This is a genomic window from Sutcliffiella deserti (assembly GCF_020037475.1).
GTDB lineage: Bacteria > Bacillota > Bacilli > Bacillales > Bacillaceae_I > Sutcliffiella_A > Sutcliffiella_A deserti.
This window is the reverse complement of sequence record NZ_JAIQDB010000001.1, coordinates 962,062-979,560: the sequence shown is the minus strand read 5'-3', so window position 1 is coordinate 979,560 and position 17,499 is coordinate 962,062. Positions and strand designations below refer to the sequence as shown.

Annotated in this window: 16 protein-coding genes; 6 read left to right on the top strand and 10 right to left on the bottom strand. The window is 38.1% G+C overall.

Going from position 1 to position 17,499, the window contains the following annotated elements:
• Positions 1-112 precede the first annotated feature (112 nt).
• Positions 113-313 carry a cold-shock protein gene (locus tag K9B36_RS04735; RefSeq protein WP_223700833.1) on the bottom strand — a complete coding sequence of 67 codons (201 nt, stop codon included), beginning with the start codon at positions 311-313 and terminating at the stop codon, positions 113-115.
• A 781-nt stretch (positions 314-1,094) separates the two neighbouring features.
• Between K9B36_RS04735 and K9B36_RS04730 the strand changes: the two genes are divergently transcribed.
• The 5 genes from K9B36_RS04730 (at position 1,095) to K9B36_RS04710 (ending at position 8,709) form a co-directional block, all read left to right on the top strand.
• Positions 1,095-2,852, top strand: coding sequence for an ABC transporter ATP-binding protein (locus K9B36_RS04730; RefSeq protein WP_223700832.1), 1,758 nt, complete (start codon positions 1,095-1,097; stop codon positions 2,850-2,852).
• 5 nt (positions 2,853-2,857) lie between these two features.
• Complete coding sequence (locus K9B36_RS04725; protein ID WP_223701003.1) at positions 2,858-4,879, top strand: ABC transporter ATP-binding protein; 2,022 nt, start codon at positions 2,858-2,860, stop codon at positions 4,877-4,879.
• 223 nt (positions 4,880-5,102) lie between these two features.
• A complete protein-coding gene (locus tag K9B36_RS04720) occupies positions 5,103-5,933 on the top strand; it encodes an amino acid ABC transporter substrate-binding protein (protein ID WP_223700831.1) in 831 nt (276 codons plus the stop codon).
• Positions 5,920-6,621, top strand: a complete 702-nt coding sequence (locus K9B36_RS04715; protein WP_223701002.1) for an amino acid ABC transporter permease — start codon at positions 5,920-5,922, stop codon at positions 6,619-6,621. Before K9B36_RS04720 ends, K9B36_RS04715 begins: the two co-directional genes overlap by 14 nt.
• 1,344 nt (positions 6,622-7,965) lie before the next feature.
• Positions 7,966-8,709 (top strand): amino acid ABC transporter ATP-binding protein, encoded by a 744-nt coding sequence (locus K9B36_RS04710; protein ID WP_223700830.1) that lies wholly within the window; start codon positions 7,966-7,968, stop codon positions 8,707-8,709.
• Between the two features lie 137 nt (positions 8,710-8,846).
• Here the strand turns inward: K9B36_RS04710 and K9B36_RS04705 are convergent, their stop codons facing one another.
• A complete protein-coding gene (locus tag K9B36_RS04705; protein ID WP_223700829.1) occupies positions 8,847-9,053 on the bottom strand; it encodes an alpha/beta-type small acid-soluble spore protein in 207 nt (68 codons plus the stop codon).
• A 270-nt stretch (positions 9,054-9,323) separates the two neighbouring features.
• Here K9B36_RS04705 and K9B36_RS04700 point away from each other — a divergent pair, with 270 nt between their 5' ends.
• Positions 9,324-9,566 (top strand): hypothetical protein, encoded by a 243-nt coding sequence (locus tag K9B36_RS04700; protein WP_223700828.1) that lies wholly within the window; start codon positions 9,324-9,326, stop codon positions 9,564-9,566.
• Between the two features lie 60 nt (positions 9,567-9,626).
• Here the strand turns inward: K9B36_RS04700 and K9B36_RS04695 are convergent, their stop codons facing one another.
• From K9B36_RS04695 to K9B36_RS04660, 8 genes are all read right to left on the bottom strand, one after another.
• Positions 9,627-10,730 (bottom strand): ABC transporter ATP-binding protein, encoded by a 1,104-nt coding sequence (locus K9B36_RS04695; protein WP_223700827.1) that lies wholly within the window; start codon positions 10,728-10,730, stop codon positions 9,627-9,629.
• A gap of 135 nt (positions 10,731-10,865) precedes the next feature.
• Positions 10,866-11,777, bottom strand: a complete 912-nt coding sequence (locus K9B36_RS04690; RefSeq protein ID WP_223700826.1) for a PucR family transcriptional regulator — start codon at positions 11,775-11,777, stop codon at positions 10,866-10,868.
• A gap of 105 nt (positions 11,778-11,882) precedes the next feature.
• Positions 11,883-12,074, bottom strand: a complete 192-nt coding sequence (locus K9B36_RS04685; RefSeq protein WP_223700825.1) for a hypothetical protein — start codon at positions 12,072-12,074, stop codon at positions 11,883-11,885.
• Between the two features lie 58 nt (positions 12,075-12,132).
• Complete coding sequence (locus K9B36_RS04680) at positions 12,133-12,345, bottom strand: YheE family protein (protein WP_223700824.1); 213 nt, start codon at positions 12,343-12,345, stop codon at positions 12,133-12,135.
• A gap of 23 nt (positions 12,346-12,368) precedes the next feature.
• The gene (locus K9B36_RS04675; RefSeq protein WP_223700823.1) at positions 12,369-13,592 is read right to left on the bottom strand and encodes a YheC/YheD family endospore coat-associated protein; all 1,224 of its coding nucleotides are present in this window, start codon (positions 13,590-13,592) and stop codon (positions 12,369-12,371) included.
• On the bottom strand, positions 13,589-14,947 hold the full coding sequence (locus K9B36_RS04670; RefSeq protein ID WP_223700822.1) for a YheC/YheD family endospore coat-associated protein: 1,359 nt from the start codon (positions 14,945-14,947) through the stop codon (positions 13,589-13,591). Before K9B36_RS04670 ends, K9B36_RS04675 begins: the two co-directional genes overlap by 4 nt.
• Before the next feature lies 1 nt (position 14,948).
• Positions 14,949-16,028 (bottom strand): YheC/YheD family endospore coat-associated protein, encoded by a 1,080-nt coding sequence (locus K9B36_RS04665; protein ID WP_223700821.1) that lies wholly within the window; start codon positions 16,026-16,028, stop codon positions 14,949-14,951.
• 1 nt (position 16,029) lies between these two features.
• Complete coding sequence (locus K9B36_RS04660; RefSeq protein WP_223700820.1) at positions 16,030-17,403, bottom strand: YheC/YheD family endospore coat-associated protein; 1,374 nt, start codon at positions 17,401-17,403, stop codon at positions 16,030-16,032.
• Positions 17,404-17,499: the final 96 nt, after the last annotated feature.

Below are 17,499 nucleotides of genomic sequence, written 5' to 3'. Positions count from 1 at the left end.
ACGGTAACAGGAGTTGGTTTAGATAAAAGAGAATTAAAAACGAGGTAGAAAAATAGAGCAGCAAAGCAAAAAGGCCCCCAAAATGGGAGCCTTTTTTTATAGGTTGAAATAATTATGCTTTATTTACGTTAGCAGCTTGGTCTCCACGGTTACCTTGAACAATTTCAAATGTAACTCTTTGACCTTCTTCTAAAGATTTGAAACCTTCGCCTTGGATCGCTGAGAAGTGAACGAATACGTCGTCTCCATCTTCACGTTCGATAAATCCGAATCCTTTTTCTGCGTTAAACCATTTTACTGTACCTTCTAACATGTTGTTACCTCCTACGTGCTTTCGCACATTGTAAATTACTATTCTTGCTCAAACAATATCAAGGTGAAAGTTAAATCTTAACTTTGAATCCTTACATACCGAACAAAAATAATTCTCCTTAAGAATAACAGTTCTCCCCCAATATTGCAAGAAAATATCATATTCCTCTAGGAATGTAACGGCCCTTCGACAGAAGAAAAAAAACTCCTGCCGGGGCCTGGCCCCGGCAGGAAATTTTTAAAAAACTATTTTTTATAACAGACTTTCCTTCATTTAATTATAATAATCTTAAAATTTGTAATTGACAATTTCTTGTTAGAGGTGATAAGTTATTAAAGTGAAAGTGGAAATTATATGAAACTATTTTAAAGGAAAGGGAGGGTTCGAGGATGATTAAAGTAATTGATGGTATTGATGATGTTGAAGTTTCACTCAATTTAATAAATCTCGTGACCTGTCCTATTATTGAAGAATCTGCTCTATTGTAAAAATAGGCGTTTCTTTATCCTTTAAATAACATAAGGGCAAATAATGTAAAAACACAGGTCGCACTAGAGCGTGACGTGTGCTTTTTTTATGGAATGTTATTTCAGGCATACCGGCTATCGTTCGGTATGTCTTTTTTTGTCTTTATCTGTTTCTATAATTTACCATAACGCAACTAAAAAACAAGGAGGAAAACAAAATGCAAAATGCAGTAGTTCGCTTGATCACGTACAAGGATGCTTCAGATGGAGGGTAGCAATACAAGGGAACTTAGAACAAAAAGGGGTTGGAATATATGTTATCAGTGTTAGGAAAATTAGCTTGGTTTTTTAAAGAGCATTGGAAAAGATATGCACTTGCCATTGCACTGCTTGTTTTTGCAGGTATTTTAGAGGTTATTCCTCCAAGAATGATAGGAATGGCTATTGATGATATACAAATAGGGGCATTCACAGCAGAAAAGCTTGTACACTATGTCGGTTTTCTATTCTTGTTGGCTTTTGTTATTTACGGTTTAACTTACGTCTGGATGTATCAGCTTTTTGGGAGTTCTTTTTTAGTAGAACGATCACTCCGCTCCAAATTAATGGGACATCTATTAAAAATGACACCTACCTTTTATGAGAAAAACCGTACAGGAGATCTTATGGCACGTGCGACAAATGATCTAAAAGCCATTTCCACTACTGCTGGATTTGGGGTGTTAACTCTTATCGATTCTAGTGTGTTTATGCTGGTGATTATTAGCACAATGGGTTTTCTAATAAGCTGGAAATTAACATTGGCAGCCATACTGCCATTGCCTATCATGGCTCTTGCAATGAATATTTATGGTAAGAAAATTCATCAACGCTTTACAGAAGCCCAAGATGCTTTCGGGGATATGAACGACCGGGTATTGGAATCCATTGCAGGGGTTCGTGTTATCCGAGCATACGTTCAAGAAAAAGCAGATCAGGGGAAATTCCATGCGATGACAGATGATGTTTATAAAAAGAATGTAAAAGTAGCAATTATTGATTCACTATTCGAACCAACCATCAAATTATTAGTCGGAGCTAGTTATTTAATTGGTTTAGGGTATGGTGCTTATTTAGTATTTCACAAAGAAATCACTCTTGGTGAGCTTGTCTCCTTTAATGTATACCTTGGAATGCTAATCTGGCCTATGTTTGCAGTCGGGGAACTTATCAATGTAATGCAGCGGGGGAATGCATCTATAGACCGAGTGAATGAGACGCTCGCCTATAAAGCGGATGTGTCAGATCATCCTGATGCAGAAAAAGTTGAAGACCCTAAAACAATTGAATTTAATCAAGTGACATTCCGCTATCCTTCATCCAATATGGACAATTTAAAAAATGTGTCCTTTCATTTGAAAAAAGGTCAGACATTGGGGATCGTCGGGAAAACTGGAAGCGGAAAAACAACCATTATTAAACAATTACTAAGAGAATATCCACTTGGTACTGGAAAGATTACGGTGGACGGTATAGCTTTGGACCGAATAACATTAGAGCAGCTGCAAGGTTGGATAGGTTATGTTCCACAGGATCATGTTCTTTTTTCAAGATCCGTGAAGGAAAATATACTTTTTGGTAAAGAGGATGCTACGGAAGAAGAGATAGCACAAGCAATTGAGAGCTCTGCTTTTAAAAAGGATTTGGAACTACTTCCTGAGGGCCTTCAAACAATGGTAGGAGAAAAAGGGGTTTCACTCTCTGGTGGACAAAAGCAAAGAATATCAATAGCCCGAGCGCTTATTGCTAACCCTGAAATTCTAATCTTAGATGATTCCCTATCTGCGGTTGATGCCAAGACAGAGGCAAAGATTATCAATAACATCCGTAAAGAACGAAGTGGAAAAACAACCATCATATCAACACATCGCTTATCAGCCGTACAACATGCAGATTGGATAATCGTACTAGATAATGGAGTGGTTACAGAATCAGGCATGCATAATCAATTAATGGCCACTGGTGGATGGTATAAGGAGCAATTTGTTAGACAGCAAGTTCAATCGCCAAAAGGAGGCGAGGTATACACATGAAAAAAATAAAATCCGGGAAACGACTAGTTAGCTACGCACTTACTCAAAAGAAAATTATTATTGTTGCTTTAATTATGCTTTCCATAGCTGTAGCAGCAGAGCTAACAGGGCCATTCATTGCAAAACGGATGATTGATGAGCATATACTAGGAATCGAAAAAACCTGGTTAGCAACAGAAGAGAACGGTACTGATCATGTTTTCTATAAAGGAAGCTATTATATTCGTGAAGACAGGGCAGAAAATCTCGAGCCTTCCCAACAGGAAAAAGCAAGAATCCTTCAAGTAGGCAGAGAATACTATTTTGTACCATCAGAGATTGCTTTTGATGGAGAACGCACTGCATCAAACGGCGAAATCACGATCACACGAGGTGAACAACAAGCCTCATATGACGCAGAGATTTTAACCAATAGTGAGTTGATCTCTTTTTATACTCCTGAAGTGAAATACATCGGATTCTTAGTTGCCTTGTACTTTGGATTACTGGTTGTAGCCTCCTTTTTTCAATATGGTCAGAGCTATTACCTGCAAACGTCCGCAAACCGGATCATCCAAAAGATGAGAGACGATGTTTTTGGTCAAATTCAACAGCTTCCGATCCAATATTTTGATCATTTGCCGGCAGGAAAAGTCGTTTCTAGAATTACTAATGATACAGAAACCATTAAAGAACTGTATGTTACGGTTCTTGCAACTTTCTTTTCCGGACTGATCTATATAACAGGTATCTATATTGCCTTATTTTTATTGGATGTAAAATTAGCAGCAATCTGTTTGTTGTTAATTCCAATCCTTATTGTGTGGTTTATTTTATATCGTAAATATGCCTCGGTATATAATCATAAAATAAGAGCACTTTTAAGTGATATTAACGGCAATATAAATGAATCGATTCAAGGAATGACGATTATTCAAGCCTTTCGAAGACAGAAAAAAGCTAAGGAAGAGTTCGAATCGTGGAACACGGAGCATTTTTCTTACCAAAATAAATTGTTGAGCCTTAATGCGTTAACTTCTCATAACCTAGTGGGGGTTCTGCGAAATATTTCATTTGTAGCAGTAATTTGGTATTTCGGCGGGGCTTCTCTAGGTGTAGGTTCTGTTATTTCATTAGGTGTTCTTTATGCCTTTGTTGACTATCTTGGGAGAATGTTTGGTCCTATAACAGGAATGGTTAACCAACTGGCAAACTTAGAGCAGGCACGAGTTTCAGCCTCGAGAGTGTTTGAGCTGATGGATGAAGCCGGGATAAAGGTGTCAGATGAAAAATATCCACGTTATAAAGGAAATGTTTCCTTTGAGTCTGTTTGGTTTGGATATAAGGAAGAAGAATATGTACTGAAGGATATTACATTTCAGGCAGAAAAAGGGGAAACAGTGGCACTGGTTGGTCATACAGGTTCAGGTAAAAGTTCTATCATGAACTTGCTTTTCCGCTTTTATGATATTAAAAAAGGGAAAATTCTTATTGATGGAAAAGATATTTCACAATTATCCAAGCAAGCGATTCGGCAGCATATGGGAATTGTTCTGCAAGATCCATTCTTATTTTCAGGAACAATTGCTTCTAATGTCAGCTTAGATGACCCAGCCATTTCAATGGAAAAAGTAAAAAAAGCAATTGAAGATGTAGGCGCAATGGACTTTATCAATGAATTGCCAAATGGATTAGAGGAGCCTGTCCTTGAAAAAGGGAGTACACTCTCTTCCGGCCAAAGGCAATTAATTTCCTTTGCCAGAGCGCTAGCCTTCGACCCGGCAATTCTTATCTTAGATGAAGCAACAGCAAGCATTGACACCGAAACAGAAGCAGTTATACAAAAAGCCTTGGAAGTACTAAAAAAAGGTAGAACCACCTTCATTATTGCACATAGACTATCTACTATAAAAAATGCGGATCAAATATTAGTATTAGATCGTGGAGAAATCGTGGAGCGAGGAAATCATATTCACTTGATGAAGAGTAAGGGGAAATACTATCAAATGTATGAACTGCAACAGGGAAGTAAAGAGATTGCAGGATAATTAAAGAAACAGGCAGTGGGAATGCAACCGCTGCCTGTTTTTTGATTTGTTAAGAGATTGGCCGGGTATAGGAGGAATAAGTAGAAAAGCTTTAATTATTAATATCGTTATATTAGGAAAAGATAAATATTGAAGCAAACTCATTGACAGATGGGTTTCCTTTTTTATAGTATACAATATGTTATAAACAATAATTCTGATAAGAATACTGGGGGTTTAACATTTGAAGAAATTACTTACTCTATTCACTTTATTATTTACATTTACTGTCGTTTTAACGGCATGTGGAACAAATAATAGTAATAGCAATGAATCGACTACAGGAGAGGATACTCCTTCACAAGAGACAGACAATCTGCTTAGCAAGGTTGAAGAAGAAGGTACACTACTGGTTGGAACAGAAGGAACCTATCCTCCATTTACTTTCCATAATGATTCCGGAAAGCTAACTGGATTTGATGTGGAAATAGCAGAAGCCATCGCTGAACGATTAGGTGTAGAAGTGGAATTCAAGGAAACACAGTGGGATGCAATGTTTGCTGGACTGGACTCAGAACGTTTTGACATGATTGCAAACCAAGTTGGAATAAGAGAAGACCGCTTAGAGAAATATGATTTTTCCGATCACTATATCACTTCTACTGCTGTTGTAGTTGCGCATGAGGAAAATGATGATGTAAATGGTTTTGAAGATATTCAGGATAAAGAATCTGCACAATCGTTGACAAGTAATTATGCTGATTTAGCACGAGAATATAATGCGGAAATTGTTGGTGTAGACGGGTTTAATCAGGCGATTGAACTTTTATCCTCTAAACGAGTAGATGTAACAATTAATGATAAATTATCAGTTCTTGACTTTCAGAAAAACCGCCCAAATGCCCCTGTTAAAGTAGTGGCAGAGCATGAAGATGCAGCACAAAGCGGTTTTATGTTCAGAAAAGGAAATGAAGAGCTTGTGGATGCAGTGAATGAAGCATTAGCAGAGATTATTGAAGATGGAACGTATGAAGAAATTTCAGAAAAATGGTTTGGTGAAAATGTACTTAACTAGTATCTTCTCAGATCCTGACCGCCTGGAAAGAATGTCCGAAATTGCTCAGAGTGCCCTTCTCCCTTTGGTGAAGGGGGCTCTTTATTATACTATTCCACTTACTTTAATTTCTTTTAGTGTGGGATTAATTATTGCTATATTGACAGCACTTGCAAGAATATCTTCCATTAAGCCATTGCAAATTATTGCAAGAATCTATGTGTCCATTATTAGAGGAACTCCTTTATTAGTGCAGTTATTTATTATCTTCTATGGCTTACCTTCTGTGGGCATTACCATTGATTCTTTTATGGCAGCGGTTATCGGATTTTCATTAAATATGGGGGCCTATTCCTCGGAAATTATTCGGGCTGCGATTTTATCGACTCCCAAAGGGCAATGGGAAGCGGCTTATTCCATGGGAATGTCCTATCCTCAAGCTTTAAAGCGGATAATCTTACCGCAAGCTTCAAGGGTCTCCATTCCACCGTTATCTAATTCTTTTATTAGTCTTGTAAAGGATACTTCTTTAGCGTCGCTTATTCTAGTAGCAGAAATGTTTAGGAAGGCACAGGAAATTGCAGCAACGAATTATGAATTTTTATTGTTGTATACGCAGGCTGCTTTGCTTTATTGGATGATTTGTTTTGGGTTATCGTTGATTCAAGGGCAGTTGGAACGTCGGTTAGACCGGTATGTAGCTAAGTAACGCTGGTAAGTAGTGGTTTAGCATCTACTTCGATATACTTTAAAAAAGTTTGGTTGAAAGTTAAACTCCCTGTTCCTTTCCGTTTCAGGTGATCGCTTTCCGCGGGGCGGTGCAGGAGCCTCCTCGGCTGCGCCTGTGGGTCTCCTGTCAACCGCTATCTCCCGCAGGAGTCAATCACCTGCCACTTCAATCCACAGGGTGGAGCACTTTAAATATCTGATGAGTACTTACCATGGCATATTGAAGTTTTCACATGACTTGCCTTTTAATAGGTAGGGTACTGTATTAACTCCCTGTTCCTTTGCGTTTCAGGTGCTCGCTTTCCGCGGGGCGGTGCGGGAGCCTCCTCGGCTGCGTCTGTGGGGTCTCCCGTCTACCGCTACCTCCCGCAGGAGTCGAGCACCTGCCACTCCAATCCACAGGGGAAAGCACTTTATAGCTTAGGGAGTTTATTCTCAACAAATATGAAGGTTTTCTCTTAGCTTACTTGAAATAGGGGGGTCCGGGAATACTCCCTGTTCCTTTTCGTTCTAGGTGCTCGCTTTCCGCGGGGCGGTGCGGGAGCCTCCTCGGCTGCGCCTGTGGGGTCTCCCGTCTACCGCTACCTCCCGCAGGAGTCGATCACCCTCCACTCCAATCCACAGGGTGGAGGATTTTATATATATGGTGAATTGTTTACATTGTTGATTTTGAAAAGCCTATATATATAAAGTCTATCCTGTAAGTAGGCTGGTTAGTGGTTTAACTCCCTGTTCCTTTCCGTTCTAGGTGCTCGCTTTCCGCGGGGCGGTGCAGGAGCCTCCTCGGCTGCGCCTGTGGGGTCTCCTGTCAACCGCTATCGCCCGTAGGAGTCGATTACCTGCCACTCCAATCCACAGGGTGGAGGACTTCATATGTGATGACTTACTTTAATATGTATTTAGTTGATTTCTTCCTATAAAGATGCTTTAAAAAGTCAGGTTATTTTCTAACTACCTATTGATTTCAGTTTCAGGTGAGCTCCAATTGTTTCTTGTTAGTCTAGCTGTTGTTCGGAACGAAAGGCGAAGACTCCAGCGGGAGGTAGTGCTTAGGGAAGACCCCGCAGGCGTAAGCCGAGGAGGCTTCCCAAGCACCCCGCGGACGCGAAGCCTTTCGTGGAGATCAACAGCGGTCTATAAAGCCGACACCTTAATAGTAAACGTCTGGCAGGAAGCTACTTCAATCCACGGATACAACTAAAAACATAGACACTATTAACATGCAAGATACTAAAAAGAGACCTTAAAATGTTCCATGTACAAGTGGATAAACAAAAGCAGCAGCCCATGCAAATACAACCAAAAATAAAAAGGAGCTCATATGATGATTGCAGTAGAGAGCTTATATAAACAGTTCGGAGAGTTAAAAGTTTTAAAAGGAATAGACCTAAATGTCGAGCAAGGAAAGGTAGTGGTAGTCATTGGTCCTTCTGGATCAGGGAAAACCACTCTCTTACGGTGCTTGAATATACTTGAAACACCAACCTCTGGAAAAGTGCAAATAGAAGATCTATCCTTGGATTTTTCTTCTAAAGTAGCTGCCAAAAAAATTGCCACCTTTAGAAGGCAAACTGGTATGGTATTTCAGAGCTATAATCTTTTTCCACATATGACAGCGTTACAAAATGTCATGGAAGGGCCGATTACCGTAAAAAAGGAAGCGAAAGCGCAAGTGAATGAACGTGCTAAGCGTTTACTCAGCAAGGTAGGTCTTGGGGACAAGGTCAATTTTTATCCTTTTCAGTTATCAGGTGGCCAGCAACAACGTGTTGGAATTGCACGAGCTTTAGCAATGGAACCGAAAGTAATGCTTTTTGATGAGCCAACCTCAGCTCTGGACCCAGAACTAGTTGGGGAAGTGTTAAGAGTAATGAAAGAACTTGCTCAAGAAGGGATGACCATGGTTGTTGTGACTCATGAAATGAAATTTGCTCGTGAGGTGGCAGATGAAGTTATTTTCATGGATGATGGAATGATAGTAGAAAGAGGAACACCAAAAGAAATATTTGAAGCTCCTAAAGCTGAACGCACGAAGCAGTTCTTACAGCTGATTAGCAGTGGAGTCTGAAGGGGGTACGGGAATCTCGTTGAAATAGCGGGATTTCTTTTTGTTGTTCAACGCTTTTGAAAAATAGGAAGACACCTCAATAATGAGGTGCCTACGAGCCAATCATATAAAATTATGTTGTTACATAAAACTAAAGCTTATCTTCCGCCTAATTGTTGCTCAGCCATTTGAACTAGGCGTTTCGTGATTTCTCCACCAACAGATCCGTTAGCGCGAGAAGTTGTGTCAGCACCAAGGTTTACACCAAATTCTGTTGCGATTTCATACTTCATTTGGTCGATTGCTTGTTGTGCTCCAGGTGCTACTAATTGATTAGACGAATTACTTGATGATTGATTTGCCATGTTGATTCATCTCCTCGTAATTTTTTTTGGCTGGACCAACTGGGTTCGCACCAGTTCAACAAAATTACTTGTTGACCTCTTGGCTTGGTCCACCGCGTTAATAAGAGCTTACTTGTATTATAGGATTATCTGAAAAACCTTATTCTTTTTTCTGTTAGGTAATTTTTGGATATAGATGATATCCAATATCTTACCTTTTTAATAAGGGATAATTGAATCCTTTTAAGTAAAAATAATAGAAATAACTATCTTTAAAATGGAGGTAAAGGGATGGGGATATGTCCGTTATGTAATGGCTTTGAAGAATATAATCAAACCTGCACATCGTGTGGTAATCTATTGGTGGATGCTGGTAAAGTAACTGATTTTTTTGATGATTATAGTGCCTATATGGAGATCGACTCAATGAAAGAGGTCGATGGAAACCTGGTGAGTTTAGCGGAAAATATTTGTATGCATCTTGTAAGTTGCCCGTTATGTCAACAAGATAAAGTGGTGGCAATTAATGAATAAAGCCAAGCCCTCTTTGAAAGAGTAGGCCTGGCTTTACTAACATTTATAATTTAAACTATATTATTTAAATCGAATACGAGATTCTGTTTCAAAATCGAAGAAGTGTGATTTGTTCATATCTAGAGCAAGGTCAAGTGTTTGATCAGGCTTCACATCAGAACGAGAATCAACACGTGCTACGAAGTCCTGTCCATGAATTTGAGAATAAAGCATGGATTCCGCACCAAGTAATTCTGCTACTTCAATCTTTGCTGTGATAGTAGAACCAATTGCGGATTCAATGAAAATTGGCTCATCATGAATGTCTTCAGGGCGGATACCGAGGATAATTTCTTTTCCAACATACCCATTTTCACGAAGAACCTTCATTTTTCCACCAGGAACAGTTATTTTTTGATCTCCTAATAAAAATGCTCCATCTTCTAATTTACCATTAAAGAAGTTCATTGCAGGAGATCCAATAAATCCGCCAACAAAGACGTTTTCAGGATTCTCATATACTTCCTTAGGAGAACCAACCTGTTGGATGATACCATCTTTCATTACTACAAGACGTGTAGCCATTGTCATTGCTTCAGTTTGGTCATGCGTTACATAGATTGTAGTTGTTTTTAAACGGTTGTGAAGTTTAGAAATTTCGGCACGCATTGCTACACGAAGCTTAGCATCCAAGTTAGATAATGGCTCATCCATTAAGAAAACTTTTGCATCACGAACGATTGCACGACCTAAGGCAACACGCTGACGTTGACCACCGGATAATGCCTTTGGTTTACGATCTAGATATTGTTCTAATCCTAGGATTCCAGCAGCATTTTTCACACGGCGATCAATTTCATCTTTCGCAAATTTACGAAGTTTCAATCCAAATGCCATGTTGTCATAAACATTCATATGCGGATACAATGCATAGTTTTGGAAAACCATCGCGATGTCACGATCTTTAGGTGCTACATCGTTCATTACTTTTCCATCAATCTCGAATGTTCCTTTAGAAATTTCTTCAAGACCTGCAATCATACGTAATGTAGTTGATTTTCCACATCCAGATGGACCAACAAATACGATAAACTCTTTATCTTTAATATCCAAATTAAAATCTTGAACTGCTGTAACGTCACCTTCGTATACTTTATAAATATTACTTAATTTAATTTCAGCCATTATGTGTAGCCTCCTATGAAATCGTTTTCTTACTTGATATTAGTCTACCGAAAACGGATACATTTCGTAAATGTACAAGTTGCACAAAAAAGAATAACAGTTTTGTGCAATCTTACCTTAGTTAGAGAAATCGCTTTAGCGCTCGGTCTCCAAAATGATGATTGCCAAGTAGGCAGCCAGGGCTCCTTGAAAGTTTTTGATATCAATCCCTGTTCTTTCAGAAAATTTATCAATGCGATATTGAAGGCTGTTACGGTGCATAAACAGTTTTTTTGCTGTTAGAGAAACATTAAGATTATTTTCTATATAGATTTTTACGTTTTGAATTAATTCCTGTTCACCTTTTAGGTCAGAACCGAAAAGCTCTTTTATTTTTGAAACCAATTCCTTTTCCAATTGTCCTGTCACAAGGTAGGGGATGGCTTGTTCAAAAGTATGAATATTACTTTTTTTTCTTGCTTTCATGGACAGGGAAAAGCATTTACTCTCCCAGTTATATAGCTCTTTAGTTTTTTCGTTTATCGCGACTGTTGATCCAATATATAGCTTAACAGTTGAATAAAAGTCGCTAGCTGTAATGTCGACTATGTCTGAAAAGGCTTGAAACTCTTCAGATTTAGGATAGGAACGGCTCAGTTCTATTACTACACACGAGGTGGGGCTTTCCCATATAAGTTCTATATCCTCATCAAAAAAAGCCGTTATTGCTTCCTTCCATACATTCTTTTGTGAAAAAGGTTCGGTAAATCTAAAATGGATAAAACGGCATGTATCATAAGCTTGATAAGGTGTTTCAATATGACCATCCGTTTGGGAAAACAAATACTCATGCCACCATTTTTCTCTAGGAGTTAGGGTGAATTGTTCAGGTTCAACCTTTTGTAAGAATGCCTCAAGTAATCGTATATCTTTCTTTTCTAATGCTTTTTTTTCTATTCCCAAATAATCATCAGAAGGGGAAAGAAACCATTCATAGTGGTCAAAATCATGTGGGATGGTTGCTTTCACAAGAGAGTCTTTATATATTTTTTTTAATCTATTATACATACGGATCCCTTTCTTTCTATCATTACTTCTATTATAGCAAATGAGTGCTCTTAATATAATCTATCCGCACGAACAAAAAAACTCCTCCTAGTATTGGAAGAGTTGTTATGATTCATTGGGTGGAGATTCTTTTTGTAACTCTCGAGCTTCTTCAATATTGGTATACTCTTCTCTTTCAAAGACAGTTCCTCCCGCCATGCCTTCGTTAATAAAGCGGTCAACATCAACGTATAGGTCATCACGGCCTTCATAGCTGGAATCTAGTTTGATGGTTTTTTCTTTTTCCTTTTTCTTCATGGAAAATCCCTCCTTTACACACTTAGTTTGTGTAAAGGAGGGACCGATGATACGAGTATTAGTCATAAATATGATAAAGCATTAATTCATGTATCTGTGCTTCCAAGTTCGACTGATCTTCTTCTGTTGCGTGAAGGGAGTCATTATATTCGATTTTTCCGTCTTTGTGATAAACTGCTTTTATATTTTGCCCTTTGTAAAAAAAAGAGAGATTCCAGCCAGGAAGTTGGCTGTTTTTATATAAGGGTTTTAGTTGGAAATGCGAGATCACTGCTGTTTTCCCTCCTATTAAAATTAATTTTTAACTATCATAGCAGTTTCTTGGTGTAAAGAAGCTATGGAAATATGGTTCGTCATTTCATAAAATAGCTCTATTAGCGCTTTTGTTGAAGTTCTTTTAATGGATGGTTCATCAAAGTCCATCGGTTTTGCATTTAACTCAAATATATAATAATTTCCTTCGTTTGTAACCCCAATGTCCGCAGAAAATTCTCCTATCGTCTCATAAAAAGATTGTAATTGTATTCCGCATTGTTTTATCATCTGCTCTAGCTTAGAGGTATCTAAGGGAATGGGAGTATCTTCGAGGGAAGCGATAGCACCTCCTGAAGGGACGTGAGTGGTTACCTGTTGGGTGTTCGCCACTCGAACCCCGACTCCTGTAATCGAGAACCTATTATTTTTTCTGTGGGATAGTATTCGGTAGTCAAATTTTTTTCCATGTAAAGGGACAGTGGAGATTGCTTCCTGGACTATGAATGAAAACAGCGGGCCTTGTTTTTTAAAATACTGTGTAAGTTTATTTATATTCGGAAACAGTAATGTTTTCGTTGAGGTGGTTTTCAGTAAAAAGGTGTGACCGTTTCGACGAATAAAGGCAATTCCATTTCCTTTATTGCTTTTTCTTTTCTTTACATAGACAGTGTTGTACTTTGTTAGAAATTCTTCTAATACTTCCTCGTTCAATAGAGCTGTATCAGGCAGATGGGAAGTCAGCTTCTCGTGATTTCTTAATTGAAGATAGAGCTCCCATTTGTCAAAGAAACAAGGGTTAAGAACAGGTATTTGATACAGGCTTGCTATGTTTTGAATAGGTTCTAAATACTTATCTTCGTCTTCAAAAGTATACAAACGATTATAAATTATATCTGGCAATGGTGCCTCCATCTTAATCCAATGATCATGGTTGGGAAGATAGCAAAAACCACTTACCCCATTGTCCGATAATTGATTGGGGGTGAATACGATACTATTTCCTCCCGTTTGATGTAAGGCCTTTTGAATGCGTTTAAACAAACCGATATTCCCAATAAAACCTTCTTTTTTCGGACTGGCGAGGATCCCAATTAATGGTCCTGCCTTATTTTCATGTAAGAAATACGGAAAAGAGAGATAATCCTTTGCATGATAATCTTTATATGGGACAATAAAGTATCTTCCTAAAGAAATTTGCTCTTCTATGCTTGCGTAAGTATGATACCAGCTATTCTTCTTTAAATCATAATAGAGCTGTTTCATAAGAAAACACCATCCGGATGCTGAAGGCTTTTTTCAGTTAAATAGACAGCATATTCTATGGAAAGCTTTCTTGTAAGCATATCTTCATTTCTTAGTTTGGGGTGGTAAAAGATCGACCGGCCCGGTTTTGAATTTGCTTCAAACAACCAGACTCGCTTTTCTTTGTCTAAACCAAAATCAAAACCAATCTCTCCGATAAAACCAGGCAGATGCCTATCAATGGCTTCGCTAATTAAGAGGGAAGCATTTGTAAGTTTATCAATTACTTCTTTTTGATCTTCTTCTTTTGGGAACAGCTCTGGGATTGTTTTCACCACGCCGCCGCTATTCCGATGGGTAGTAACGCTGCCTTTCCCACTAAGTTTAGCTGCCAGTGCACTGACAATCCAATTTCCTTTTTCATCTTTATTAGTATGAACACGAAAATCCACATGTGAATCGTTTGCTTTTAATAGTGAGATTCCTTGTTGAACCAAATAAGTAGTAAGGTCTTTGTTCTTCAGAACGGTACCAAGTAATGCTTCTAAAGAGGGAAAGCGTTGCAGTTTGTTTTTGGATTCCTCATTTTTATAACGCACATAATAAAGTTGTTCATCCCGGTTATAAATTATTTTGTATAATCCTAACCCTAAGCTCCCATTAACAGGCTTTAAGTAGATGAAAGAATAGTCGGATAGGAATCTTTCAAGCGTTTCAATTGTTACTTTATCGTTTGTTTCGGGAAGAAAAGATACAATGCTTTCTTCAATCATAAGCTTTTTATGAATATCCCATTTGTTGAAAAATCCTGGATTAAACCAAGGAATAGAGTAATCCTTTTGAATTTTTTCTCTCGCTTCTGTTAAGAGTTTGTGCTTTTCAGTCCGGCGATTAGGTAATCTATCATAGACAACGTGTGGAAATGGTAAGGTTTTTCTGCACCAACCTTTTTCTGTAAACATGTATCCTTCCATTGTTCCATCTTCCCAATTGATATGATTAGCACCAAAAAGGAATACATAAGCACCAACTTTTTTTTCCATAGAAAGAAGCTTTGAAAAAAATAAAGTGCGTTCTCCAATTGGACGAATGATGGAATTAGTGAAGCCAGCTGTGAAGATACCGATTAATGGTCCAAGGTGGAGGACTTTTTCATGAATAAACAGATGGATATTGCCTTCATAAGGAAGATTTAGATCCTGAAATATTTTTTTAGAAAGATATAAAGAACTGCCGGAATGGTAGGAGGGCTCACATGGTATTTGAAAGGTACCAAACGCTACAGAAGACACCTCCCAACTTTTTAGTGTTTGTGGAACAAGAATTTTGTTTTCCTTTAACTCTTCCTTACATTTCACAGATAAGAGTGCTTTCATCCTATTCAACTCCCATTTTATTTCCTGATGAAGCGGCCAAGTATCGACTATATCTACTTGGAGCTTCGTATATTTCCTGCTGTTTTAAATTTGATGCCATTGTTACTATCTTATGACCTGGCTTTGAATTAATATCTAAAATCCACAAATTCTGCTGATCATCCATTCCCAGATCAATTCCTAATTCAAATAAAGGCTGAAATGAATCTTCGAGATTTGGAGGGAGGTGTGTAATGATTTCACGGATGTCTTTTTCTACTTTACTTTGATGAAAGTCTGAGAGGTCATGGAGCAAGGTGGAAAAGGGGAGCATACGGCCGCCACCCGCTAAATTTGATGTAATATGATGTTGCATTCCTTTACGAACGACCCTGATTTGCTCTTTCCATGCGCCATTTTCATCTTTTTGCATCAAAATCCTTATATCAAATGGATAACCATCGGTACTTTGTAAGGACAAAAATGGCTGGAAAATATAATCGTTCGTTTTCATTTTTCTATGTAACCACTGTTGAAATTGTCCTGTTGTAGTAAAAGTAAAAAGCTTTTCTCCAGGCTGTTTCACTTCTTTTACTTTAAACATTCCATTCTCTCTATTCACTAGGATCAGTCCTCTTCCTTGTGAGCCCTGAATAGGCTTGAGAAGCCATTTAGGCTGCTGTTTAAGTTGTGCCAATAAAAAGGAGGAAGAGGTTAACCTTTTTGTTTTTGGAAGAAATGATTGAATGGTTGGGTCACTTTTACAAAGTGCCTGATAGACGATCCATTTATTTGGAAGTCCATAACCTAGAAATTGATGATGCTTACTTTGCTTTAGTTCTTCAATTTTCTTCAGAAAAGAACGTGAATTGCTCGAAGTATAAAAACAGCGATCATAAATAAAATGAGGAATGGGGAAAACTTCCATTTGCCATTCCTGTTTTTGGGGGCAATACCTTAAACCATTAATGTGTTGACTATGAAGGTCTATTTCCTCGGGCGAAAAGTGGTAAAGTGTGACAGAGTGAGCACGAGAATAGTGAGCTAATTTTGTGAAATAGGATGTAGGCTTTGAAAAAGATAATACTCCGAGAGCAACCATGTTACGCCTCCTTGATATTTTCATTTATCAGATATAAACAATAGAAGATAACCGCTTTAGCAGACGGGCGAATAGTTGATGTGCTTGGTTTGCTATCCATGTTTTTAGATGGCTTTGTATTCACTTCAATTATCCAAGGATGGCCCGATTGATCAATCGCAAGATCGATTCCAAGTTCACCATAGATTCCTTCAGAAGTTTTTCCAATCTCGTTTGCTACCTCTAAGGCTAATTCTTGTAAATGGTGACGTAGCTGAGATAGTTCGTTTTTTTCATATTTGGTTCTTAACACTTTCGAAACGGTAAGCATTTCTCCACCTTGAGCAAGATTAGAGACGAATTGCCCTGTCTTGGAGGCTCTCGCTGTGGAAGAAGTAACACGCCATCGATTGTTTTCCCTCTGGTGAACAAGATAACGGAAATCAACTGGACGACCTTCGAGATCCAAAAGTTCAATGCCCTCCTGGATAACATAGCGTTTCTTTTTTATCTGTGAGGAAAGTCGCTTGTACAATTCTGTAAAGTTACTGTATGTTGTAGATACTTCTTGTTGAATCGAAGAATAGCTTAATGCAAATCCTTCCTTTATCTTGCAGATCTTGAATATCTGCTTTCCTTGACTGCCGTTGATCGGTTTTAAAAAAAGAATAGGGTATTTTTCGACCCATTCTTTAAAGATTTCTTTCGAAAATAAAACCGTATCAGGCAAATAAGGCTTGAGGTGCTCTGCTTCTTTCAACAGATCATAGACAGTCCATTTATCTAGAAAATGGTCATTAAAATAAGGGATGTTCCATTCCTGAAGTTGAGTTGTGAATTGTTCAAATAATGCCCGTTTTTCGCTAGAACGTTTATGAAGCCGGTTATGAACTACCTGTGGAAAAGGAAGAATGCTTTTACTCCAATGGTTGTTGTCAAAATAATACCCTTCTATATGTGGTTCGCTGCAATGTTCTGGCAAGGAAAAGACATAAAAAATAACCCCTATCTCTTCAGAGTAATTTGCAAGCTCCATACAGTAAGCATGAATGGATTTAAAATCTATTTCATTTTCTTTCGGCGAAATCTCTGTCATTAATCCAATAACTGGACCGATATGAATTTTCGTCAAGGATGAATCATATGAAATTAAATAATTTTTTTCTTCCTCAAATAGTAATAAAGATTTCAATAAGGCAGAATGGAGTCTTAGTGTGAGTTCCTCTCCTTTCATACATACGATAGGAGCGGAAATTGTATTCCGACTGCACTGCAAATCTATAAAAGTAAGATCTGTAGGAAGCTTTATTTTTTTTGCCAAAGCCTCACTTATTTGTATAATTGGTATAGGATGGTTACTTTCAAAAGGAATAACCCTAACTACTTGAAAGTTCATGTTTTTCCCTCATTTTATATCTTGTTCTAAGACAAGTTTAATTGGGATGTTAGGCAGCTAAAAGCAGCGGACTAACACCCCGAGTGGTTCAACTAA

Excerpts from the sequence above, each read along its gene's own strand:
- K9B36_RS04700 (WP_223700828.1), top strand. The coding sequence starts at position 9,324 with ATGGGGATATGTCCGTTATGTAATGGCTTTGAAGAATATAATCAAACC.
- K9B36_RS04685 (WP_223700825.1), bottom strand. The coding sequence starts at position 12,074 with ATGAAGAAAAAGGAAAAAGAAAAAACCATCAAACTAGATTCCAGCTAT.
- K9B36_RS04675 (WP_223700823.1), bottom strand. The coding sequence starts at position 13,592 with ATGAAACAGCTCTATTATGATTTAAAGAAGAATAGCTGGTATCATACT.
- K9B36_RS04710 (WP_223700830.1), top strand. The coding sequence starts at position 7,966 with ATGATTGCAGTAGAGAGCTTATATAAACAGTTCGGAGAGTTAAAAGTT.
- K9B36_RS04670 (WP_223700822.1), bottom strand. The coding sequence starts at position 14,947 with ATGAAAGCACTCTTATCTGTGAAATGTAAGGAAGAGTTAAAGGAAAAC.
- K9B36_RS04730 (WP_223700832.1), top strand. The coding sequence starts at position 1,095 with ATGTTATCAGTGTTAGGAAAATTAGCTTGGTTTTTTAAAGAGCATTGG.
- K9B36_RS04690 (WP_223700826.1), bottom strand. The coding sequence starts at position 11,777 with ATGTATAATAGATTAAAAAAAATATATAAAGACTCTCTTGTGAAAGCA.
- K9B36_RS04715 (WP_223701002.1), top strand. The coding sequence starts at position 5,920 with ATGTACTTAACTAGTATCTTCTCAGATCCTGACCGCCTGGAAAGAATG.
- K9B36_RS04705 (WP_223700829.1), bottom strand. The coding sequence starts at position 9,053 with ATGGCAAATCAATCATCAAGTAATTCGTCTAATCAATTAGTAGCACCT.
- K9B36_RS04660 (WP_223700820.1), bottom strand. The coding sequence starts at position 17,403 with ATGAACTTTCAAGTAGTTAGGGTTATTCCTTTTGAAAGTAACCATCCT.
- K9B36_RS04665 (WP_223700821.1), bottom strand. The coding sequence starts at position 16,028 with ATGGTTGCTCTCGGAGTATTATCTTTTTCAAAGCCTACATCCTATTTC.
- K9B36_RS04695 (WP_223700827.1), bottom strand. The coding sequence starts at position 10,730 with ATGGCTGAAATTAAATTAAGTAATATTTATAAAGTATACGAAGGTGAC.
- K9B36_RS04735 (WP_223700833.1), bottom strand. The coding sequence starts at position 313 with ATGTTAGAAGGTACAGTAAAATGGTTTAACGCAGAAAAAGGATTCGGA.